Annotated in this window: 18 protein-coding genes; 15 read left to right on the top strand and 3 right to left on the bottom strand. The window is 70.9% G+C overall.

The window, feature by feature from the left end; translation table 11 throughout:
- Positions 1 to 431 precede the first annotated feature (431 nt).
- From PBV52_RS43550 to PBV52_RS43570, 5 genes are all read left to right on the top strand, one after another.
- On the top strand, positions 432 to 605 hold the full coding sequence (locus PBV52_RS43550; protein ID WP_274246761.1) for a hypothetical protein: 174 nt from the start codon (positions 432 to 434) through the stop codon (positions 603 to 605).
- A gap of 68 nt (positions 606 to 673) precedes the next feature.
- Positions 674 to 1,156, top strand: a complete 483-nt coding sequence (locus PBV52_RS43555) for a GNAT family N-acetyltransferase (protein ID WP_274246764.1) — start codon at positions 674 to 676, stop codon at positions 1,154 to 1,156.
- A 122-nt stretch (positions 1,157 to 1,278) separates the two neighbouring features.
- The gene (locus tag PBV52_RS43560) at positions 1,279 to 1,857 is read left to right on the top strand and encodes a TetR/AcrR family transcriptional regulator (protein WP_274246766.1); all 579 of its coding nucleotides are present in this window, start codon (positions 1,279 to 1,281) and stop codon (positions 1,855 to 1,857) included.
- Between the two features lie 16 nt (positions 1,858 to 1,873).
- The gene (locus PBV52_RS43565; protein WP_274246768.1) at positions 1,874 to 3,055 is read left to right on the top strand and encodes a GDSL-type esterase/lipase family protein; all 1,182 of its coding nucleotides are present in this window, start codon (positions 1,874 to 1,876) and stop codon (positions 3,053 to 3,055) included.
- Positions 3,056 to 3,157: 102 nt separating this feature from the next.
- Positions 3,158 to 4,504 carry a hypothetical protein gene (locus tag PBV52_RS43570; protein ID WP_274246770.1) on the top strand — a complete coding sequence of 449 codons (1,347 nt, stop codon included), beginning with the start codon at positions 3,158 to 3,160 and terminating at the stop codon, positions 4,502 to 4,504.
- A gap of 30 nt (positions 4,505 to 4,534) precedes the next feature.
- Here PBV52_RS43570 and PBV52_RS43575 read toward each other — a convergent pair whose 3' ends face one another.
- A complete protein-coding gene (locus PBV52_RS43575; RefSeq protein ID WP_274246771.1) occupies positions 4,535 to 5,884 on the bottom strand; it encodes an amidase in 1,350 nt (449 codons plus the stop codon).
- A gap of 264 nt (positions 5,885 to 6,148) precedes the next feature.
- Between PBV52_RS43575 and PBV52_RS43580 the strand changes: the two genes are divergently transcribed.
- On the top strand, positions 6,149 to 8,008 hold the full coding sequence (locus PBV52_RS43580) for a beta-N-acetylhexosaminidase (RefSeq protein ID WP_274246773.1): 1,860 nt from the start codon (positions 6,149 to 6,151) through the stop codon (positions 8,006 to 8,008).
- Between the two features lie 24 nt (positions 8,009 to 8,032).
- Entirely contained in the window at positions 8,033 to 9,595 is a 1,563-nt protein-coding gene (locus PBV52_RS43585; RefSeq protein ID WP_274246775.1) for an alpha-L-fucosidase, read from the top strand.
- A 107-nt stretch (positions 9,596 to 9,702) separates the two neighbouring features.
- On the opposite strand, the gene PBV52_RS43590 is transcribed toward PBV52_RS43585, so the two are convergent.
- Positions 9,703 to 10,143, bottom strand: coding sequence for a hypothetical protein (locus PBV52_RS43590; RefSeq protein ID WP_274246776.1), 441 nt, complete (start codon positions 10,141 to 10,143; stop codon positions 9,703 to 9,705).
- Positions 10,144 to 10,204: 61 nt separating this feature from the next.
- Here PBV52_RS43590 and PBV52_RS43595 point away from each other — a divergent pair, with 61 nt between their 5' ends.
- Positions 10,205 to 10,903, top strand: coding sequence for a metalloregulator ArsR/SmtB family transcription factor (locus PBV52_RS43595; protein ID WP_274246778.1), 699 nt, complete (start codon positions 10,205 to 10,207; stop codon positions 10,901 to 10,903).
- A gap of 341 nt (positions 10,904 to 11,244) precedes the next feature.
- The gene (locus PBV52_RS43600) at positions 11,245 to 12,351 is read left to right on the top strand and encodes a serine hydrolase (RefSeq protein WP_274246779.1); all 1,107 of its coding nucleotides are present in this window, start codon (positions 11,245 to 11,247) and stop codon (positions 12,349 to 12,351) included.
- Positions 12,352 to 12,399: 48 nt separating this feature from the next.
- Here PBV52_RS43600 and PBV52_RS43605 read toward each other — a convergent pair whose 3' ends face one another.
- Positions 12,400 to 13,446: a LacI family DNA-binding transcriptional regulator gene (locus PBV52_RS43605; RefSeq protein WP_274246781.1), complete on the bottom strand. Its 1,047-nt coding sequence runs from the start codon at positions 13,444 to 13,446 to the stop codon at positions 12,400 to 12,402.
- 208 nt (positions 13,447 to 13,654) lie between these two features.
- Here PBV52_RS43605 and PBV52_RS43610 point away from each other — a divergent pair, with 208 nt between their 5' ends.
- The 6 genes from PBV52_RS43610 to PBV52_RS43635 are packed head-to-tail and all read left to right on the top strand — an operon-like array spanning position 13,655 to position 23,119.
- Positions 13,655 to 14,947, top strand: a complete 1,293-nt coding sequence (locus PBV52_RS43610) for an ABC transporter substrate-binding protein (protein ID WP_274246783.1) — start codon at positions 13,655 to 13,657, stop codon at positions 14,945 to 14,947.
- A gap of 6 nt (positions 14,948 to 14,953) precedes the next feature.
- Entirely contained in the window at positions 14,954 to 15,847 is an 894-nt protein-coding gene (locus PBV52_RS43615) for a carbohydrate ABC transporter permease (protein ID WP_274246785.1), read from the top strand.
- Positions 15,844 to 16,752: a carbohydrate ABC transporter permease gene (locus PBV52_RS43620; RefSeq protein ID WP_274246787.1), complete on the top strand. Its 909-nt coding sequence runs from the start codon at positions 15,844 to 15,846 to the stop codon at positions 16,750 to 16,752. Before PBV52_RS43615 ends, PBV52_RS43620 begins: the two co-directional genes overlap by 4 nt.
- Positions 16,753 to 16,779: 27 nt before the next feature.
- Positions 16,780 to 18,036 (top strand): glycosyl hydrolase, encoded by a 1,257-nt coding sequence (locus PBV52_RS43625; protein ID WP_274246789.1) that lies wholly within the window; start codon positions 16,780 to 16,782, stop codon positions 18,034 to 18,036.
- Positions 18,033 to 20,048 carry an endo-beta-N-acetylglucosaminidase gene (locus tag PBV52_RS43630; RefSeq protein ID WP_274246791.1) on the top strand — a complete coding sequence of 672 codons (2,016 nt, stop codon included), beginning with the start codon at positions 18,033 to 18,035 and terminating at the stop codon, positions 20,046 to 20,048. Before PBV52_RS43625 ends, PBV52_RS43630 begins: the two co-directional genes overlap by 4 nt.
- Positions 20,049 to 20,095: 47 nt before the next feature.
- Positions 20,096 to 23,119 carry a glycoside hydrolase family 38 C-terminal domain-containing protein gene (locus tag PBV52_RS43635; protein WP_274246792.1) on the top strand — a complete coding sequence of 1,008 codons (3,024 nt, stop codon included), beginning with the start codon at positions 20,096 to 20,098 and terminating at the stop codon, positions 23,117 to 23,119.
- The last annotated feature ends 8 nt before the right edge of the window (positions 23,120 to 23,127 follow it).

Raw genomic sequence — 23,127 nt, forward strand, 5'->3', positions numbered from 1 at the left:
AGATCATGGCCGCCTTGCGAATCGGCCAACGGGACTTGAACTGCGCGGCGTGCTCCCGTCCCGCGTCGGGCATGAAGATGATGTTGAGCCGAACGGGTGACTTTTCAACGGTGCATTTCGTAACAAACAGGTTAATGACGGGGCTGGTAAATGCCGTTTGACTCCAGATAGTTACACCTTGTTTGCAGCCCCATCGAGCGGGTACCCGCTCATTTGGTTAGTCTGTAGCGGACGGACAGCACTACAGGGTCCCAACCCACACCCACGGTCCGTCCCGGGACAAGCCGGTGCACAACGGCCTGCCTTGCACACCAGTTACCGGCGCCACCGCGTCCGAGCCGACTTTGAGTAAGACCCGAGCGGGCGTCAGGTACCGGACCGCAGACTGGCCGGCCCGCCCCGAGGGTGATCCGACACAGAAGGAGTGCGCGGTGACACCTGAGAAGACGAATCGCGAGCAGCGCCCCAAGGAACGCACGGAGCGCGCGGGTGGCCGGTCGAAGGAGATCGGCAGTCTCGACGTGTGGGCCCGGTCCGCCCCCATTCGCCTGGCGGGCTACGAGGACGACCTCGCCGAGCCCCACATCCTGCCCAGCGTCGACTGACGAGGTCGACCGAAGGGGGCAGAGCCCTTCGCGATCGCCGACCGCATGGGCGTGCGAGACTCACGCCCATGCTGATCAGAGAAGCCGCGGCCGACGACTGGCCGCGGATTTGGCCTTTTTGGCGTCGGATCGTCGCCGCCGGCGAGACCTGTGCGTGGGATCCGGACATTTCTGAGGACGCCGCCCGGGCCTTGTGGATGAACCCGGCCAAACGCGTCTATGTCGTCGAGGACGACGGGGGAGCGGTCGTCGCCTCCGCCTACGTGACCCCCAATTACGGCGGCCCCGCCGCCCGGATCGCCAACGCCGCCTTCGTGGTCGACCCCGACCGCGGGGGCCGCGGCATCGGCCGCGCCCTCGCCGAGCACATCCTGGCCGTGGCCAAGGCGGACGGTTACCGGGGCATGGTCTTCAACGCCGTGGTCGAGACCAACCCGGCCGTGGGCCTGTGGACCTCCCTCGGCTTCACGATTCTCGGCACGGTCCCGGACGCGTACGAACATCCCAGGCATGGGCGGGTGGGCCTGCACATCATGTACCGAGCGCTTTAGCCGACTGTCTCCAGCCGACTGTCTTCAGCCGACAGTCTCCAGCGGCTGCCTCCATGTCCTCCCTGTTTGCCTAAAAGCTTTAGGTAGATACATAATCGCTTATGGCGAAGGGGAGGACGGTTGTGGCACGCGTTGGACTGACCACGGAACGCCTGGTCCGGGCGGGTGCGGAGCTGGCCGACGAGGTCGGCTTCGAGCAGGTGACCGTGTCGGAGCTCGCCCGGCGCTTCGACGTCAAGGTCGCGAGCCTGTACTCGCACGTGAAGAACTCCCAGGACCTCAAGACGCGCATCGCCCTGTTCGCGCTGGAGGAACTGGCCGACCGGGCGGCCGACGCCGTGGCCGGGCGGGCCGGCAAGGACGCGCTGGTCGCCTTCGCCAACGTCTACCGCGACTACGGCCGTGAGCACCCCGGCCGTGCCGCCGCCGCGCGGATGCGGCTCGACCCCGAGACGGCGGCCGCCAGTGCGGGCGTCCGGCACGCGCAGATGACGCGGGCGATCCTGCGCGGCTACGACCTGACGGAGCCGGACGCGACGCATGCCGTACGGCTCCTGGGCAGCGTCTTCCACGGCTACTCCAGCCTGGAGACGGCGGGCGGCTTCAGTCACAGCGCTCCCGACTCCGAGGAGACCTGGATCCGGATCCTGGACGCCCTCGACGCCCTGCTGCGCAACTGGCCCACCGAGCCCACTCCCTGACCGACAGGCTGAGGACATGGACACCGAGCACGACCGGATCACCACGCCCGTCACTGCCGACCTCCTGCGCGGCGCCCTCGACGTCGAGCACACCGAGCACGGCGTCCTGCCGCACCGGCTGCCTGCCCGGGCACGCGCCCAGAACACCGACGGGCAGCTGGCCATGGCCGAGTCGCAGCCCTCCGGCGTACGGCTGGCCTTCCGCACCCGGGCCACCGCCATCGAGCTGGACACGCTGCCCACCAAACGCAGTTACGTCGGCGCGCCACCCCGCCCGGACGGCGTGTACGACCTGATCGTCGACGGCCGCCCCGCAGGGCAGGGCAGCGTGACCGGCGGCAACGTCGTGATCGTCGACATGGCCGCCGGAACCGCCGAGCACCGGACCGGCCGGGCCGGCACCGTCCGCTTCGCAGGGCTGCCCGACGGCGACAAGGACGTCGAGATCTGGCTGCCGCACAACGAGACCACCGAACTGATCGCCCTGCGCACCGACGCCCCCGTCGAGCCCGCGCGCGACCCCGGCCGCAGGGTGTGGCTGCACCACGGCAGTTCCATCAGCCACGGCTCCGACGCCGCGAGCCCCACCGGCATCTGGCCCGCGCTCGCCGCCTCGCGCGGCGGCGTGGAGCTGATCAACCTGGGCCTGGCCGGGAGCGCTCTGCTCGATCCGTTCACCGCCCGCACCCTGCGCGACACCCCCGCCGACCTCATCAGCGTCAAGATCGGCATCAACCTGGTCAACCTGGACCTGATGCGGCTGCGCGCCTTCGGCCCCGCGGTCCACGGTTTCCTCGACACCGTCAGGGAAGGGCACCCGACGACACCGCTGCTGGTCGTGTCGCCCATCCTGTGCCCCATCCATGAGGACACGCCCGGCCCCTGCGCCCCCGACTTCAGCGCGCTCAGCGCAGGGCGACTGCGGTTCGTCGCCATGGGTGACCCTGCGGAACGCGCGAGCGGAAAGCTGACGTTGGGCGTCATCCGGGAGGAGCTGTCCCGCATCGTCAAGCAGCGGGCGGCCGACGACCCGAACCTGCACTACCTCGACGGCCGCGACCTCTACGGCGAGACCGACGCCGCCGAACTCCCGCTCCCCGACGACCTTCACCCGGACGCCGCCACCCACCGCCGCATCGGCGAACGCTTCGCCCAGCTGGCGTTCACCGCCGAAGGGCCGTTCGCGGCGACGGCCTAGGCTCTGTCGCCCTGGGACCTGCCGGTGGGGAACCGCTCTGCCCGATTCTGCGTGATGTCCTGACGTGCTGTCGGCTGGTGTGGGCGAGTGAAGGGGGACCGGGTGCGGGTTCGGGTGCGGGCGATGGTGGGCGTGGCGCTATCGGCCTCCGTGGCGCTGGTGGCATGCGGTCCGGAGAAACCGAAGGAGTACACGGGCGCGGAGCCCTCGCAGGCCTCCGCGGCGGCGGCCGCTCGGTTCGCGCCGCTGGTGCGGCTCGCCAAGAAGGAGTCGCTGATGCCGATGGACGCGACGCGTTTCATCGAGCGGTCCGTGCTGCGCTTCGACCACGAAGGATTCTGCCGCGACGAGGAGCCGGTGGCCGACCCGGTCGACCCCCTGCTGTTGGGCCTGCGTACCGAAAAGCCCTACCGCCACCGGCGTGTGGAGCTGGGGAAACCGTCGTCCAAGCCCATGTCCTGCCCGGGGCACGGGGAAGAGGAACACCCCACGACCGAAGTCGCCGCCGGTTTCTATCTCGACCCGCCGACGGAGGTGCGCAAGGGTGAAGGCACCGGCGCACCGGTCTACTGGGAGTACCACAAGCACAAGACCGACCCCGCGCGCACGGCGTACGTGTACTGGTTCTTCTACGCCTACAACAACCTGACTGCGGTCAACCGGCACGAGGGTGACTGGGAGCGCGTCGCCGTGCAGCTGCGTGACGGCGAGCCGGAGGCGGTGACGTTCGCCAAGCACGGCAAAGATCAGTGCAGCGTGAAGTGGTCGGACCTCGACCCGCGCGGCGGGCATCCGACGGTGTACTCGGCGCGTGGTTCACACGCCTCCTACCCGACTGACGGCTACCACCGGGTGGATGTCGCGTTCGACCGGACCTCGAAGGACGGCGTCGAGTGGCAGACGTGGAACAACGTCCGGCCCGTCGACCGCGAACCCTGGTGGGGGTACGCCGGGTGGTGGGGTTCGCAGGCACATGTGAAGGGGTTCAACGGGCCGATGGGCCCGTACCCGCAGCGTCAACTGCCAGGTGTCTTCACCGACGAGCCGTGCGGGGGTGCTGACAAGCCGCCGGCGGATCCGTCCGGGGAGCAGCCCGCGCCCAAGACGAAGGAGGGGGCGATCCAGCGGTACGAGGAGTACCTGCACGCCCTGGGCCGGGAGGACATCGACACGGTCTGCGAGGTGGCCGGGCCCGCGGCGAAGAAGGCCCAGGACCAAGGGTTCGGTCCGTGCACGTCGACGTACGCTGTCGTGTTCCAGATGATCTCGCCGGCGCAGAAGAAGGCTCTGCAGACCGCGACGGTCGACCCGCAGCGCGTCGTGGTGCGAACGCCCGAGAAGATCGAGATGCCGGTCGAATCCGTCAGGTCCTCCGCCACCTTCTCCGAGAGCGACCTCGGCAGCTACACCCTGGAGTACATCAAGGACGGGTGGTACATCACCGACTGAAGCCCGGGCGCACCGGCCCGCCGACAGGGCCTAGTCCAGCGGCGCCGTCCGCCGCCACGGCCGCAGCGTCTCGATCCGCTCCGCCAGCGCCAGCAGATCCGCCTCCGTTCCGGGACGCCCCACCAGCTGTACGGCACAGGGCGCTCCGGAGGGCAGGGTGCCGAACGGGATGGACATCGCGGGCCAGCCGGTGAGGTTCCACGGCGGGGTCAGCGGCGAGTAGTTGGTGTTGGCCATGATGTTGCGCAGCCAGCCCCGCTCGTGCCAGGGCTCCGACTTGGGAGAGCGGCGGGCGAGGGCGGGGGTCAGGAGCACGTCGTACTCGGCGAAGAACGGCTCCAGGCGCCGGCGCAGCTGCTCCCGGCTCGCCCCGCCCCGGACCTGACGCAGGAAGCGCCGGCCGACGGCCGCGTGGACCCGGGTCCGGCGGGCGAGCCGGCGCGGGTCGAGGCCCTCTGCGTCGACGGCCGTGCCCGCCGTCCAGTGGGCGAGCGAGGTGAGGCTCAGCGACATCGGGTAGGGCGGGTCGGCGCGCCGTACCTGGTGACCGGCCTTGATCAGCAGCCCCGCGGCCTCCCGGGCGGCGGTCGTATACGGCTTGCTGATGGCGACCCCGGTGAGCGGGCTGCGCAGGGACAGGGCGATCTTGTGCGTGCCGGGCGCGTCCTGGCGTACGACGTCGGTATCGGTGCCGGCGATGACCGACAGCATCAGACGGGCGTCCTCGACCGTCGTGGCCAGAGGGCCGTTCTCCGACATGCCGAACCAGTCGCCGTCGCTGATGCCGGCCGGGACGACGCCGGTGCCGGGCTTGATGGTGACGAGGCCGCAGTTGGCCGCCGGTATGCGCAAGGAGCCCATGCCGTCGTTGCCGAGGGCGATCGGCGCCATGCCCGCGGCGACGGCGGCCGCGCTGCCGCCGGACGAACCACCCGCCGTGCGTGAGGTGTCCCACGGGTTGCGGGCGGTGCCGTGGACGCCCTCCGTGGTGCCGAAGACGCACAGCTCCGGCACGTTCGTCAGCCCGACGACCACCGCGCCGGCCGCCCGCAGCCGGGCCACGGTGACGTGGTCGTGGTCGGCCGGGGTGTCCGGCGTCGCCGCGGAGCCGACGCGGTTGGACTCGCCGCGCACCGCGAGGTTGTCCTTGACGGCCATCGGCACGCCGGCCAGGGGCAGTTCGGCGAGGTCGGCACGCGAGCCGACCTCGTCGGCCTCGGCCAGTGCCGCCTCGGCCCGGACCACCCGGAAGGCGCCGACGCGGCCGTCCAGCCGCTCGATACGGGCCAGGTGCTCGGCCACCACCTCACGGGGTGTGGCCTGCTTCTCGCGTACGGCGGCGGCGATCTCCGCGGCGGTCCGGCCGACCCAGCTGGTCACGGGCCCTCCCCAGGGCTTACTCACGAGTATGTAGGAGCACTCTGCCCGGCGGCGCGCCCGGCGTCGAGGGGGTGCGGCGCTTGGATGTGCGGCGCTTGGATATTCGGGAGGGTCTTCTTGGACTTTTCGCGCCACCGCTCCTCCGTGCGGCCCCGCTGACCTGCGCATCATCCGACCAATGAGTCAGGGCAGTGCTCTTCGCGGCCCATTGACAGCCCCTGGGGCCCGCCCAATGATCAGACATCCGATGAATGGGGGTGCCTCATGAGGAGACGCTTGAAAACAGCCGGTGTCCTGGCGGCACTGACGCTGTTCTTCGCGGCGTCGGTGCCGGCCTCGGCGTCGGCGTCGGCGGTCGCGGAGGAGGAGCAGAGGGCGGCGGTCACGCCGGTCACGGTGCCCGCCCTGGCCGACTGGACCCCGGCATCCGGCAGTTACACCTACGAGCGCACCGCCCGCCTCGTGGCCGACAGCGCGAGCGAACGGCGGGTCGCCGACACCCTCGCCGACGACCTCCGCGACGCGGGACACGGCACGGTTGCCGTGGTGCGCGGCGGTGCTCGACCCGGTGACATCGTTATCGACGTCCAGCCCGCCCGGACCTCCCTCGGCGCGGAGGGCTACGAACTGCGCGCGGGCAACCGGCTGTCGGTGACCGCGGCGAGCGAGACCGGCGCCTTCTACGGCACCCGCACCCTCCTCCAGCTCCTGGCCCAGGGCGACCGCATCCCCGCCGGCCGCACGGTCGACGTACCGCGCTACAAGGAGCGGGGCGTCGGCGTCTGCGCCTGCTACATCCACGTCTCGATGCCCTGGCTGGAGAACCTGGTCCGCGAGATGGCGTACCACAAGCTCAACCAGCTGCTCCTCGAACTGAAGGTGAAGAGCGACGCCCATCCCGAGGCCAACACCTGGGGCTACTACACCAAGGACGAGATGCGCCGCCTGGTCGCCCTCGGCGACAAGTACCACGTCGAGATCATTCCCGAGATCAACTCGCCGGGCCACATGGACCCGTGGATCGAGAACCGCCCGGATCTCCAGCTGACCGACTCCGACGGCAACAAGCAGCCCGCGCGCCTCGACATCACCCGGCCCGAGGCCTTCGCCTACTACACGAGCCTGATCGACGAGTACGCACAGGTCTTCACCGCCACGTCCTGGCACATGGGAGCCGACGAGTACATGCTCGGCTCCGACTTCGCCAAGTACCCGCAGATCCTGAAGTACGCGCAGGACAGGTACGGCCCCGACGCCACACCCCAGGACGCGTTCATCGACTTCGTCAACCGCGTCCACGCCTACGCGGCGGGCAAGGGCAGGCAACTGCGCATCTGGAACGACGGGCTCACCGGCGCCAACACCGTGCCCGTGGCCGCGGGCACGACGGTCGAGCACTGGCTGAACGTGGCGACGAAACCCAGCCAACTCCGAGCCCAGGGCTACCCGTTGATGAATGCCGCATACGCCCTGTACCTGGTCCGCGGCGGCTTCCACAGCGACACCAAGGGGCTGTACGACCAGAGCTGGGACCCGCGCAGCTTCGAGGGCGAGAAGCTCGCCTCCCGCGACGGCATCACCGGCGCGAAGATCAGCCTCTGGCCCGACAACGGCCGCGGCGAGACCGAGAACGAGGTCGCCGTCGCCCTGTGGCCCGCGCTCCGGCACATCGCCCAGGCGACCTGGGGCGATCCACACCCCGACGCCACGTACGCCGAGTTCACCGCACGCGGCACGGCTGTCGGGCACGCGCCGGGGTGGCGGGATCCGGCCCGGGTGCCGGTGGCGGACGGGTCGTACACCTTCCGGACGGGCGGCCGGTCCTTCGAGGCCGAGGTTGAGCGCACAGCCGACGGCTATGCCACCGTGCGGACGGCCGACGGCTGCCTCGAGGTGCGCGGCGGGAAGCTCACGCTCAATGTGCCGCTGCAGCCCGGGGCGGAGGCGGCGCCTCAAGCGTGCGATCCGCGGAACACCCTCCAGCGCTGGCAGTTGGAGCCCACCTCAGGTGGCTACCGACTGGTCAACGCCATCACCCGGATGACGGTGAGCGTGACGGACGACGGCCGGCTCGTGCAGTACCCGCCGGACCAGCGCACGCCCGCCGTATGGCAACTGAGCTGAGGACCTGACCCGAGGAGCCGTCCCATGGCCGTTTCCCGACGCGTCTTCGTCGCGACCGCCGCCGTCCTCGCCGCGACCGGCGCCACAAGACCCGCACTGGCGGCACACCGAGCAGCCGCCGCACCCACCGCCGCCGCGGAAGACCCCCGCTACCGCATCCCCGTCAGCCCCGACGACACCGAGGCCGACCTCGTCCGCAAGGCGTCCCAAGTCCGCCCCACCGCACGACAGATCGCCTGGCAGCTCCTGGAGCGCACCGCGTTCCTGCACTTCGGCGTGAACACCTTCACCGGCCTGGAGTGGGGCACCGGCGACGAGGACCCGGACGTGTTCCAGCCGACCGGCCTCGACACTGACCAGTGGGCCCGCGCCCTGCGCGACGGCGGCTTCCGGCTAGCCATCCTCACCGTCAAGCACCACGACGGCTTCGTGCTCCACCAGTCCCGCTACACCGACCACTCGGTGGCATCCAGCAGTTGGCGCGACGGCCAGGGCGACGTCCTGCGTTCCTTCGCGGACTCCATGCGGCGCCACGGCATCAAGGTCGGCGTCTACATCTCACCCGCCGACGAGAACCAGTACCTCCACGGCGTCTACGCCAACGGCAGCGCCCGCGCCGACCGCACGATCCCCACCCTCCTCGACGGCGACGACCGCACTCCGCCACGGACGTACACCCTCCCGGCCACCGACTACGGCGCCCATATGCTCAACCAGCTCTACGAGGTCCTCACCGAGTACGGCCCGATCGACGAGGTCTGGTTCGACGGTGCGCAGGGGCGCATCCCGCCGGACAAGGTGGAGAAGTACGACTGGGACAGCTGGTACACCCTCGTCCGGTCACTCGCGCCGGACGCCGCGATCGCCGTGTCCGGCCCGGACGTGCGCTGGGTCGGCAACGAGGGTGGGCTGGCCCGTGACGACGAGTGGAGCGTCGTACCGGTGCAGGAGAAGGACTACGGCCGCACGGACTACGCCCTCGCCTACGACGCCCCCGACACGGGCAGCAGGGACGCCCTGGTGAAAGCCCAGCCGGTCGCCGACCACCTCCAGTGGTGGCCGGCCGAGTGCGACGTGTCCATCCGGGACGGCTGGTTCTACCATGCCGACCAACAGCCCAAGAGCGTCGAGCAGTTGACGGACATCTACTTCCGGTCCGTGGGCCGCAACTCGGTGCTGCTGCTCAACATCCCACCGGACACGGACGGTCTGCTGCCCGCGGCGGACGTGGCGCGGCTGAGGGAGTTCCGCGAACGCGTGGAGCGCGAGCTCCCGGGGGACCTGGCCCGCGACGCCCGGCCCGCCGCCTCCCCGGGCCGGATCACCGTCGACCTCGGCAGGGAGCGGGAGGTGGACCGGATCCGGCTGGCGGAGGACATCCGGTACGGGCAGCAGGTGGAGAGCTTTGTCGTCGAGGCGCAGCGCGACGGCGCCTGGACGGAGGTGACCCGGGCCGGGACGATCGGCGCGAGCCGGATCCTGCTGCTCGCCGCTCCGGTGCGGGCGCGGCGCTGGCGGGTGCGGGTCACCGGGTCGCGGGGCGCCGTGCGGCTCGTGGAGTTCGGGCTGTACCGGTCGCGGGTCTGAAGGGGTTCTGGTCGCGGGTCTGAAGGGATTCTGAAGGGGTTCTGAAGGGGGGGCGGTCACCAGGGCCTCGGCGGTCCGGTGACTGCCCCCAACTGCCCCCCCTTGTGTCAGCGCGCTCGGGCGCCGTGATAGCGCTGGGCGAGCCGTGCCAGGGCGACCGCGCCGAGCAGCAGGCCGAAGTCGCGCAACGCGATGTCGTAGTAGTCGGGGATCGTCAGCAGGTTGACGATGATCCCCGCGAGCCAGCCGGCCACCAGCCAGCCCCCGAAGCGGGGTGCCACCGCGACCACCAGTCCGGCGACGATCTCGATGACGCCGACGGCATACATGGCGTCCTGCGCGCTGCCCGGGACGATGTCGTTGATCCACGGGGCGAGGTAGCCCGGCCAGTCGACGAGCAGATTGGCGAACTTGTCCAGCCCGAACAGCACCGGTGCGACGGTGAACCCGACACGCAGGATCCAGAAGGCCTGGTAGCCGGGGTCGGTGGTGATCGCCTGCCGTGCGGTGTCGGGTGCAGGTGTGGGGGGTGAGGGTGCGGCCGACATGACGCCTCCTTCTATAAACAACTTCGCTTGTCGATAGAAGCGCATCGCGTCTCTTTAGTCAATGGGGATTGGTTTTACACTGGGGTTCGTGGATCACTCGAAGGACGCACCCCGCGACGACCTCTCCGCCGTTGCGGCGCTGGAGGAGCCGACGCGCCGCCGGCTGTACGAGCACGTGGCGCGCAGTCCCGACCCTGTGGGCCGGGACGAGGCTGCTCAGGCCCTGGGACTGGCTCGGCAGACGGCGGCGTTCCACCTGGACCGCCTGGCCGACGCGGGACTGCTGGACGTCGTCTACGAGAGGCGCAGCGGGCGAACGGGACCCGGGGCCGGGCGGCCGGCCAAGCTGTACCGGCGCTCCCAGCGGGAGGTGGGCGTCAGCCTGCCCGCGCGGTGCTACGAGCTGGCCGGGCGGCTGCTGGCCCAGGCCGTGGAGGAGTCCGACGCCACGGGCGAGCCGGTACGCGCCGTGCTGCACCGCAAGGCCGCCGGGCTGGGCGAGCGGCTGGGCAGCCAGGCGACGGCCGGAGTCGTGGACATGCTGGAGCGGTACGGCTTCGAGCCGCGCCGCGAGGGGGAGACCCTCGTCCTCGGCAACTGCCCGTTCCACGCGCTGGCGCGCGACCACACGGAGACCGTGTGCGGGATGAACCTCCACCTGCTGCGCGGAGCGCTCGCCACCTCGGGCGACACCTCCTTCGAGGCGCACCTGGCGCCGGCGGTGGGCCGGTGCTGTGTGGTGCTGGAACCGGCCTCCTGAATCCGTCCCCGGGATCGGGTGGGCGGTCAGGGAGTGCGGGGGGGCGCTCCCGCGCTCCGAGAAGCCGAGTCCGGCCGCGGCGGCGACCCCGGCGAGGGCCCGGGCGACGGCCTCAGGGCGATGCGAGCCCGGCGCACACCCGCAGGTCGCAGGGCAGGAGGTCGAGGACGTGGGCCCGTTCCTCGTGGCCGGGCTGTACCTCAGCGCGTACCACCGCCGCTGCCTCCCGGCAGCGCCGTCGTTTCGCGCGCCGCGCCGCGGCTCGTGGAGCTCGGGCTGTACCGGTCGAGGCTCTGAAATTCGGTTGACCGGGACGGGCCGGCGCGGGCTGGATAGGGCACATGGCCGACCTCCATGGCTCCTGCGAGGACCTGTTCACCGCCGTGCCGAACGCGCTGGCCGCAACGCTGGACGGCGGGGACGCGGGCGGCTCCGTCGCGGTCTTCGTGGACGGCGAGCCGGTGGTGGACGTGTGGGGCGGGTTCGCGGACGCGGACCGCACGATCCCGTGGGAGCGCGACACGATCGTCAACGTCTGGTCCGTCACCAAGACCATGACGGCACTGTGCGCGCTGATCCTCGCCGACCGGGGCGAGCTCGATCTCGCGGCCCCCGTCTCTCGTTACTGGCCGGAATTCGGCGCGGCGGGCAAGGAGAAGGTGCTGGTACGGCATCTGCTCGCGCACACCGCAGGTCTGCCCGACTGGGACGGGTCGGTCGAGGAGCTCTATGACTGGCCCTCCGCCACGGCACGGCTCGCGGCGCGGGCTCCTCGGTGGGAGCCGGGCACGGCGGCCGGATATCACTCGCTCACCCAGGGATTCCTCGTCGGCGAGGTCGTACGCCGTGTCACCGGCCGCGGCGTGGGCGAGTTCCTCGCCGAGGAGGTGACCGGGCCGCTGGGCGCGGACTTCCATATCGGGCTGGCGGCCGAGCACGACCATCGGGTCGCCCGCGCGATCCCGCCGACGGGTCAGGGCGAGGACTACGCGGCGAGTGCGCCCGGCAATCCGGCGGGCTCGGAGGCGGGGAACGGGGTGCGCCTCCGGGAGGGGAACAGCCTGGCCTGGCGCCGTGCGCAGATCCCCGCGGCGAGTGGATTCGGCAATGCCCGTTCGGTGGCCCTCGTGCAGTCCCTGCTCGCCTGCGGGGGAGAGGTGCGCGGGGTGCGGCTGCTGTCCCGGGTCGGCTGCGACCGCGCGCGGGAGGTGCAGTTCGACGGCGACGACCGCGTGCTGGGCATGCCGATGCGGTGGGGCCTCGGGTACGGCCTGTTCGGCAGCACGTACGGCTGGGGCGGCTGGGGCGGTTCCCTGGTGATGATCGAGCCCGACAGTCGGATGGTGGTGGCGTACGTGACGCAGCAGATGCGCGAACCCGCGGAGGACACGCGGGGGATGGAGATCGTGACTGCCGCCTACGAAGGGCTGCAAGGGCTGCGCGGCTAGAGCCGTACGGCGGGAGGTGAGCCGTCCTACGGCGTGGCGCGAGGCCGTTCACCCGCCCCGCACCACCCCCGTACTCCCCCGCTCGATCAACCGCGGCACCGGCACCCGCACCGCCCGCGCCGACCCCCCGTCCACGAGGGCGGTCAGTTCACGCGCCGCCGTGCGGCCGAACTCCACGCTGTCCCGGGACAACGCGGACAGCCACGGCTTGACCATCCGGCACAGCGCCGAGTCCTCCCAGGACACCACCGAGACGTCCGCCGGTACGGAGAAGCCGAGTTCGGCCGCAGCGGCCGCCCCGGCGACGGCCATCACGTCGTTGTCGTAGATCAGGGCGGTCGGGGGAGCGGTGCCCTCCAGGACCCGGCGGGTGACCGCCGCGCCCTCGGCGTCGGAGTAGTCGGTGGTCACCGACCTCACCTCGGTCAGGCCACGGCGCCCGGCTTCGGCGCGCAGAGTGCGGATCCGGCGCTCGGTGTGGGCGAGCCCCGGCAGCCCGGCGATGTGCACGATCCGCCGGTGGCCCAGGGCGTACAGGCCGTCCACGACCGAGGCCATCGCGCCGGCGTCGTCCGCCCAGACGGTCGAGAGGCCGGGGTGGCGTTCGTCGGGTGCGCCGCCGATCACCACGGCGGGCAGGCCGAGTTCGTCGAGCAGGTCCGGGCGGGGGTCGTCGGTGCGCGGGTCGACGACGAGGACGCCGTCCACGCGGTGCTCGGCCCACCAGCGGCGGTACACCGCGCACTCGTCGGCGACGTCCTCCACCACCTGGAAGAGCAGGCCGAGATGACGCTCGGCCAGCACCTCCTGGATGCCCGAGACGAGTTGCAGGAAGAAGGAGTCCACGCCCAGTGTGTCGGCCGGACGCGCCAGCACGAGGCCGACCGTCGCCGCACCCTCCCCGGACAGTGCGCGCGCCGCCGTACTGGGCCGCCAGCCCAGTTCCTCGGCGACCCGCCGCACCCGGTCGCGGGTCTCCTCCGAAACACCGGGCCGGCCGTTCAGCGCGAAGGAGACCGCGCTCTGGGAGACCCCCGCGTGCCGCGCTATGTCCTTCATCGTCGGCCGACGGGCCGGTGAGCGCTTGCCTGACATGGTGATTCCCCATTCCGGCGACACATTCCGGCAGCAGTATGCACTAATGCGGTTCAGGTCCGTGAACCTAATACGGTTCAGCTCGCTGATCCTAATGCGCATTAGTCACTAATGAAATTAGCTCGGTGAGAGCCATTGACGGGCCCGCGGAGCGGCGTGCAGGGTCTGCCTCGTCGACCAACTCGCCCGCAAAGGAGGACGGTTCACGGTGCCCGTTTCCCGTAGAGCCCTCGCTGCCGCATTCGCCGTCTGTGTCGTCCTGCCGCTCAGCGCCTGCGGCTCGGGAGGAGGTGACGGCGGCACGGCCGACGCCTCCGGCAAGATCGAGGGCGACATCACCTTCCAGACCTGGAATCTCCGCGCCAACTTCAAGCCGTACTTCGAAGGCCTGATCGCCGACTTCGAGAAGAAGTACCCCGGCACCCACGTGAAGTGGATCGACCAGCCCGCCGAGGGCTACGCCGACAAGATCAGTGCCGACGCGGCCGGCGGCACGCTCCCGGACGTCGTCAACGTCTCGCCCGACCTGGTCGCCCCGCTCGCCAAGGCGGGCCTGGCGCTCGACCTGGACAAGGCGGCGCCCCAGTACGAGAAGGAGTACCTGTCCGGCGCCTGGGCCAGCCATCGGATACCGGGCATGACGGGCACATACGCCTTCCCCTGGTACCTCAACACCGGCCCGCTGTTCTACAACAAGTCCCTCTTCAAGGAGGCGGGGCTCGACGCCGAGCAGCCGCCGAAGACGTACGACGAGGTCTTCGACGCCGCGTTGACGATGGCGGAGAAGACCGACGGCAAGGTCGCCACCCTCGCCAACGTGCCCACCATCGAGGACTTCGGCCGCTACGGCGTCGCGCTCATGAACAAGGAGGGCACCGCTTTCTCCTTCGACGACGCAAAGGGAGTCGAACTCCTCGCCAAATACAAGGAGTTGTACGACGCCAAGGCCCTCGACCCGCAGGCGCTGACCGCCACCCCCGAGTCGTCCGGCAAGAAATTCCTCACCGGGGCCGTCGCCATGAACCCCGGCAGCGCACTGGACCTCGGCAACTTCAAGAAGCAGGCGCCCAACCTGTACAAGAACATCGGGATCACGGACCAGATCACCAGCACCGGGCACGTCAACATGTACGTGATGGGCGTGATGGTCAACGCGCAGACGAAGCGTGCGCCCGCCGCGGTCGCCTTCGCCCACTACGTCACCGACGCCGAGCACCAGATGTCGTTCGCCCAGCAGGTCGCCATCTTCCCCAGCACCGCCGGCTCGCTCGACGACCCGTACTTCAGCAAGGAGGACGGGACGGATGAGACGCGGGTGCGTATCGCCGCCGCCAAGTCGTTGAAGAACGCGGTCAACTACACGCCCGTGCTGTTCAGCGAGCAGATGAAGACCGAGCTGCGCAACGAGGTCGCCAAGGCCTTGCAGGGCAAGGAGAGTCCGAAGCAAGCTCTTGATAACGCTGTCGAGGCCTGCAACAGGCTTCTCCAGCAGCAGGGATAGCCCGCGATGGCCACCTCGACCGTCTCCCGGGTGCGGCGCCAACTGCCCACCAGCCCCTGGCTGTTCGCCGCCCCGGGACTCCTGATCGCCGGCGCCTTCATCCTGTACCCGTTCGTCTCCACGCTGGTCAACGCCTTCACCGACCGCCGCACCCTGATCCCGGGCCGGTTCGTGGGCCTCGCCAACTTCCGCGAGCTGCTGAACGACGACATGTTCTGGATCGGCCTGCGCAACAGCACGCTCTACGTCGTCGGTGTCGTCCCCGCCCTCGTCGTCCTGCCCCTGCTGCTCGCGCTTCTGGTGCAGAAGAACATCCCCGGCATCACCTTCTTCCGGTCCGCCTTCTACACCCCGGTCGTCGCCTCGATCGTCGTGGTCGGGCTGATCTGGGTGTGGCTGCTCGACGAGCGGGGGCTTGTGAACTCGCTCCTGGAGACCATCGGGGTCGGCCGCGTCGGCTTTCTCAGCGACCAGTGGCTGCTGCTGTCGAGCGCCATGGCCGTGACGGTCTGGAAGGGCCTCGGCTACTACATGATCATTTATCTGGCCGCGCTCGCCAACGTGCCGCGCGAGCTGCACGAGGCGGCGGCCGTGGACGGCGCCGGAGCGGTCCGCCGCTTCCTCACGGTCACCGTGCCCGCCGTCCGCTCCACGATGGTCCTGGTCGGGGCGCTCTCCTCGGTCGCCGCGTTCAAGGTGTTCTCCGAGGTGTACCTGATGGCCGGCCCGAGCGGCGGCCCGGCGGGCGAGGACACCACCCTCGTCATGCTCGTCCAGCGCACCGGCACCGGCCTGACCGGCCGGGTCGGTTATGCCTCGGCCATCTCGGTCGTCGTCTTCGTCGTCACCGTCGCCCTGATGCTGCTCGTGCTGCGCGCGGACCGGAGGGACGAGTCATGAGCGTGCTGGAGAAGGTACGGCCCGCCGCTTCGAGGCCGGCCGTCGCCCGCGAACCCCGCGTCACCGACGAACACGGCCGCCGCGTCCGCGTAGGGGAACTCGTCCTGCGCTATCTGCTCCTGCTCGTCGTACTCGCCCTCACCGTCGGCCCGTTCCTCTGGCAGCTGTCGACCTCGCTCAAGGGTCCCACCGAGGACATCTTCAGCTCCCCGCCGAAGTTCCTGCCCGGCGACCCCACCCTGCACAACTACGAGCGGGTCGCCGACACCATCCCCGTCTGGGACTACGCCCTCAACTCGCTGAAGGTCGCCACCGCCAACGTCGTCACCAACTGCGTCGGCTCGGCGCTCGCCGGCTACGCCCTCGCCCGGCTGCGCTACCGGGGCCGTCGCGCGGCCACCCTGGCCTTCATCCTGGCGATGCTCGTGCCCGTGGAGGGCATCATCATCGCCCAGTTCACGACCATGCGGGAGCTCGGCCTCAACAACACCCTGATCGGCGTGGTCCTGCCCGGCTGCATCGGCGCCATGAACGTCCTGCTGATGCGCAACGCCTTCCTCAACCTGCCGTACGAGATCGAGGAGGCGGCCTACGTCGACGGCGCCAACGTCTGGCAGCGGTTCCTGCGCATCGCGCTGCCGTCGGCCAAGGGCACGATCGCCGTCGTCGCCATCTTCGCCTTCATGGGCGCCTGGGACGACTTCCTGTGGCCGCTCATCGTGCTGAGCGACCCGTCCAAGTTCACCCTGACCATCGGCCTCAACTACCTGCACGGCACCTTCGCGGGCGACGAACGCCTCGTCGCGGCCGGCACGATCATCGCCGTCGCGCCGCTGATCGCCCTCTTCGCCTGTCTGCAGCGGTACTTCTTCCGCGGAGTCGGCGAGGGCGCGGTGAAGGGCTGAACCTCCCACTGAGTCCAAGGACACCGCATGCCTCCTGCCGTGCGCTTCGGCGTCAACTACACCCCGAGCGAAGGGTGGTTCCACCACTGGCTCGACTTCGACCTCGACTCCGTACGTGCCGACCTCGACTCGATCGCCGCGCTGGGCCTCGACCACATCCGTGTCTTCCCGCTGTGGCCGTACTTCCAGCCGAACCGCACCCTGATCCGCGAGCGGGCCGTCGAGCAGCTCGTCCAGCTCGCCGACGCGGCCGCCGAACGCGGGCTCGACGTCAACGTGGACGGCCTGCAAGGGCACTTGAGCAGCTTCGACTTCCTGCCGGCGTGGACGCGGACCTGGCACCGGCGCAACCTGTTCACCGACCCGGACGTCGTCGACGGCCAGGCCTCCTACCTGCGCACCCTCGCCGCCGCCCTCGCCGACCGGCCCAACTTCATCGGCATGACCCTCGGCAACGAGGTCAACCAGTTCACGGCGGAGCCCCACCCGGACCCCGACCGGGCGACGTCCGACCAGATCGACGCCTGGCTCACGCGCCTGCTCGCGGCCTGCGAGGAGGGCGCCCCCGGCAGGCTGCACCTGCACGCCGAGTACGACGCCACCTGGTACCAGGACGACCAGCCGTTCACCCCGGCCCAGGCAGCCCGGCTGGGTGCCGTCACGGCCGTGCACTCCTGGGTCTTCAACGGCACCGCTCAGCGGCACGGCCGTACGTCCGTCCCGACGGAACACCACGGCGCGTACCTCATCGAGCTGAGCAAGGCCTGGGCCGACGACCCACACCGGCCCGTCTGGCTCCAGGAGGTCGGCGCGCCCGCGCCCCTCGTCCCCGCCGAGCATGCCGCCGCCTTCACCGAAGCCACCGTCACCAACGCCCTCGACTGCCCCGACCTGTGGGGCATCACCTGGTGGTGCTCCCACGACGTGTCGCGGGACCTCGCCGACTTCCCGGCGCTCGAGTACGGGCTCGGCCTGCTCACCAACGGCCGCGAGCCCAAGGACCTCGCCCGGGTGCTGGCGAAGGCGGCGAGCGAGCACACGTACGCCCCGGCACCCCGCACGACCGCCCTCGTGGTGCCCGCCGACCCGGCCACACGCTCGCTGTGCGCGCCCGGCGGCTCCGTCTACGACGCCTTCTTCCGGCTGGTCGCCGACGGCGCCCGCCCCACCACCGTCCTCGACACGCATGCCGCCGACGCCGGCCACCTCCGCGCGCGCGGCATCACCGAAGTCGTCACGTCCGACCAGGTACTCCCCACCCCACAAGGAGGAACCCGCACGTGAACCCCACCAGACGCACCGTCCTGCTCGCCGGCGCCGCCGCGGCCACCTCGCTGCCACTCACCTCATCGACCGCGGCAGCCGCCCCCAGAACCAGGGCCGCCGCGCTCCAGCCGTACGCCTGCTACTGGTACCCCGACTCCCTGCCCTCCGGCACCCCGGGCACCGGCATCACCTGGCGCAGCCTGAAGTCCTGGCGCCCGGCCGACGATCCGGACCTGGTCTTCAACGCGGCGACCGTACCGCTCGCCCCGCGCTTCACCCCGACTCCGGTGAACACGACCGCTCGCGCCGGTCAGGCCCGCGTCCAGTCCCTCGTGTCCTTCGGCCCCACCGCCGGCAACCCCTCCCAGGGCTCGGCCACCGCCGACTACTACGCCCTCACCCACTGGGCGTACATCGACGAGCTGGTCTTCTGGGGCGGCTCGTCGGGGGAGGGGCTGATCCTCGCGCCGAACGCGCCGATCGTCGACGCCGCCCACCGGCACGGTGTGCCCGTCCTCGGCAACATCTTCCTGCCGCCCGTCGCCTACGGCGGGCAGCTGCAGTGGACCCGTGACCTGGTGCAGAAGGACGCGGCCGGGCGGTATCCGCTGGCCGAACGGCTGGTCGCGGTCGCGGACGCGTACGGGTTCGACGGGTGGTTCGTCAACGCCGAGACGAGCGGCGGGAACGCCGCGCTGGGCGCGGACATGCTGGGCTTCATACGGGAGTTGAAAGCGCTCGCCAAGGCCGAGGGCCAGCGGGTGACCTGGTACGACTCGATGACCGTGAACGGGGCCGTGAGCTGGCAGGGGGCGCTCGACTCCCAGAACGAGGCGTTCTTCCAGGCCGCCGACGACATGTTCGTCGACTTCCGGTGGACCGCGGCGAAGCTGGCGTCGTCAGGGCAGCGGGCCGATCGACTGGGGCGCAGCCGCTACGAGTTGTGGGCAGGCGTCGACGTCGAGGCGAACGGCTGGAACTCGTCCGTGAACTGGGACGCGATCGTGCCGCGCGACAAGGCGCACGTCGTGTCGGTGGGCTTCTACCGGCCCGAGTGGACGCGCCATCACCTGCCGGCGGACGGGCGCGCGCCGGAGGCCTTCCACGCCGCCGACGACCGGTTCTGGACCGGGCGGTCGCTGGATCCGTCGCGGCCGGACGGGGCGGACAGCTGGCGGGCGGCGGCGGTGTCCGTGGCCGACCGGTCGACGGTCGCGGCGGTGCCGTTCGCGAGCGTGTTCAACACCGGGCACGGGCTGCGGTGGTACGAGGACGGGCAGGTGACGTCGGACGCGCCGTGGAACCACCTGGGCCTGCAGGACCGGCTGCCGTCCCGGCGCTGGGCCGTGCACACCGAGGGACAGCGGCCCGCTGTGCGCTTCGACTTCGCGGACGCGTGGCGTGGGGGCAGCAGCGTGCTCGTCGACGGTGAGCTGGACGAGCCCGCGGTGGTGGAGGTGTATGCGACCCGGCTGCCGATCACCGCGGACACGGTCGTCGAGCTGACCCACCGGACCGACGAGGGGAGCGTGCGCGTCGAGTTGGCCGTGGCCACCGCCGAGCCCACCGCCGAGGCGGCCACACCGCCGTACACCTACTTCCCCGTGACCTCGGCCGACGGCTGGCAGACCTCGACCGTACGGCTCACCGGCCTGGCCGGCACCGTGCACGCGATCGGCGTCCGGCTCACCGCGGCCGACGGCGGACCCGTGCGGTGGCGGCTCGGCGGTCTCGCGGTGCGCGATGCCCCGCACACACCCCCCGCGCCCACCGCCCTGCGCATCACCGCGGCCTCAGGCGGCGACCTGCGCTTCGCCTGGAACCCGGCCCCCGGCGACATACGCCACCACACCCTCCACCGCGTCCTGCCCGACGGCACCCGACGCTTCCTCGGCGGCACCTGCCAGCGCGCGTTCTTCACCGGTGGCCTGCGACCCGAACAGGGCGAAGAGGAGGCACGGTTCGAACTGCGCGCCGTAGGGGAGCTCTACACCACGTCGGCCCCCGCGACCGTCACCCACCGCTGGTAACCACCCGCCGGTAAGCAACCGCCCGGACGACCTACGGAGCACCCCTCATGCATGACGACCGCAGCCTGGTCGAAGCCCGTCTCAAGCGCGTCCTCGACGAGCGCATCCGCCCCGCCGTGTACCCCGAGTCCGTGCCGCTGGAGGTGGCGGTGTGGCATGCGCCCGGCGAGCCGGTGCCGGTCGCCGAGGGACTCGCGGCCGAACCCGAGCCGATCGAGGTGGGCGCGCGCTGGGGTTCTCCCTGGGGCACCAGCTGGTTCCGGGTCACCGGGACCGTGCCCGAGGCGTGGGCCGGGAAGACCGTCGAGGCCCTGCTCGACCTCGGGTTCGACGAGAACATGCCGGGTTTCCAGTGCGAGGGCCTGGTCTACCGGCCCGACGGCACCCCGGTGAAGGGCCTCAACCCGCGCAACCAGTGGGTGCGCATCGGCGCCCCGGCGGCGGGCGGCGAGCAGGTGCGGCTGCACATCGAGGCGGCCTCCAACCCCGTCATCCTCGACTACCACCCCTTCCTGCCCACGCAGCTCGGCGACAAGGAGACCGCCGGCAGCGAACCCCAGTACAGGCTCGCCCGGATGGACCTCGCCGTCCTCGACGAGGACGTTTGGCAACTGGCTATCGACCTGGAGGTACTGGGCGAGCTGATGGCCGAGCTGCCGGTGGAGTCGGCGCGGCGCTGGGAGATCCTGCGGGCGGTGGAGAAGGCGCTGGACGCGGTCGACCTCCAGGACGTGGGCGGCACCGCGGCGCGGGCGCGGGAGAGGCTGGCCGACGTGCTGGCCGCCCCCGCCGTTCCGTCCGCCCACCGCATCAGCGCCGTCGGGCACGCGCACATCGACTCGGCGTGGCTGTGGCCGCTGCGGGAGACCGTGCGCAAGGTGGCCCGTACGACGTCCAACATGACCGCGCTCATCGAGGACGAGCCCGACTTCGTCTTCGCCATGTCGCAGGCCCAGCAGTGGGCGTGGGTGAAGGAGCACCGGCCCGAGGTGTGGGCGCGGGTGAAGAAGGCGGTGGCGGACGGGCGGTTCGTGCCGGCAGGCGGGATGTGGGTGGAGTCGGACACCAACATGCCGGGCTCGGAGGCGATGGCCCGGCAGTTCGTGCACGGCAAGCGGTTCTTCCTCGACGAGTTCGGCATCGAGAACGACGAGGCCTGGCTGCCCGACACCTTCGGCTTCGCCGCCGGACTGCCCCAGATCATCAAGGCGGCCGGCTCCAAGTGGCTGCTGACGCAGAAGATCTCCTGGTCCCGGACCAACAGGTTCCCGCACCACACCTTCCAGTGGGAGGGCATCGACGGCACCCGGATCTTCACCCACTTCCCGCCCGTCGACACCTACAACTGCTCGATGAAGGGCAGCGAGATCGCGCACGCGGCCCGCAACTTCAAGGACAAGGGGGCCGCCCGGCACTCCCTCGCCCCCACCGGCTGGGGCGACGGAGGCGGCGGCACGACCCGGGAGATGGTCGCCAAGGCGGCCCGGCTGCGCAGCCTGGAAGGATCGGCGACCGTCACCTGGGAGACCCCGGCGGAGTTCTTCGCGAAGGCCGAGGCCGAGTACCCCGACCCGCCCGTCTGGGTCGGCGAGCTCTACCTAGAACTCCACCGCGCCACGCTCACCAGCCAGGCGAAGACCAAGCAGGGCAACCGCCGCAGCGAGCACCTCCTGCGGGAGGCCGAGCTATGGGCCGCGACGGCTGCCGTACGCACCGGATTCCCCTACCCGTACGAGGAGTTGGACCGCATCTGGAAGACGGTGCTGCTGCACCAGTTCCACGACATCCTGCCGGGGTCGTCGATCGCGTGGGTGCACCGGGAGGCGCGCGCCACGTACGAGCGCCTCGCAGGTGAGCTGAACGCGATCATCGAGGCCGCCCAGCGGGCTCTGGCGGGCGAGGGCGAGACCGAGTTCGTCTTCAACGCGGCCCCGCACACGCGCGACGGCGTACCGGCGGGCGGTGCGCGCACCCCGGTGGCCGAGGGCAGGACGGCACGGACGGCACGGCAGGGCGGCGGGTTCGTCCTCGACAACGGCCTGCTGCGCGTCGAGATCGACGCGCAGGGCCTGGTCGTGTCGGCGTACGACATCGAGGCCGACCGCGAGACCGTCGCCCCGGGCCGGGCCGCCGGACTCCTCCAACTCCACCCGGACTTCCCGAACATGTGGGACGCCTGGGACGTCGACGAGTTCTACCGCAACACGGTCACCGACCTGACCGAGGCGGACGAGGTCACCCCCGGCGACGACGAGGGATCGGTGCGGATCGTCCGGTCCTTCGGCGCCTCCCGCGTCACCCAGGTGCTGTCGCTCGCACCGGGGGAGCGGCTGCTGCTGCTGGACACGGAGGTCGACTGGCACGAGACGGAGAAGTTCCTGAAGCTGGCCTTCCCGCTCGACCTGCACGCGGAACGGTACGCGTCGGAGACCCAGTTCGGGCACTTCTTCCGCGCCACGCACACCAACACCAGCTGGGAGGCGGCCAAGTTCGAGGCCTGCAACCACCGTTTCGTCCACCTTCAGGAGCCGGGCTGGGGCGTCGCCGTCGTCAACGACTCGACGTACGGCCACGACGTGACCCGCACGGTCCGCACCGACGGCGACCGCGGTACGACCACCACGGTGCGCGTATCCCTCCTGCGCGCCCCGCGCTTCCCCGACCCCGAGACCGACCAGGGCGTCCACCGCTTCCAGCACGCCCTGGTACCGGGCGCGGGCATCGGCGACGCGGTGCGCGAGGGCTGGCGGATCAATCTGCCGGAGCGGTCGGTGAGCGGCGCGCGGGAGGTGGCGCCCCTGGTGACGGTGGACCGGGAGGCCGTCGTGATCACGGCCGTCAAGCTGGCCGACGACGGCAGCGGAGATGTCGTGGTGCGCCTGCACGAGGCCCACGGCGGCCGGGTACGGGCCACGCTGGCGGCGGACTTCGAGGTCGCGGACGTCACGGCGACGGACCTGCTGGAACGTCCGCTGCCCGAGGCGCTGTCGTGCGACGGCGCGCGCGTCGCTCTGCGCCTGCGGCCCTTCGAACTGGTGACGCTGCGACTGCGCCGGGCGCCGGTGCACTGACGGCGAAC

The organism is Streptomyces sp. T12 (assembly GCF_028736035.1).
Classification (GTDB): domain Bacteria; phylum Actinomycetota; class Actinomycetes; order Streptomycetales; family Streptomycetaceae; genus Streptomyces.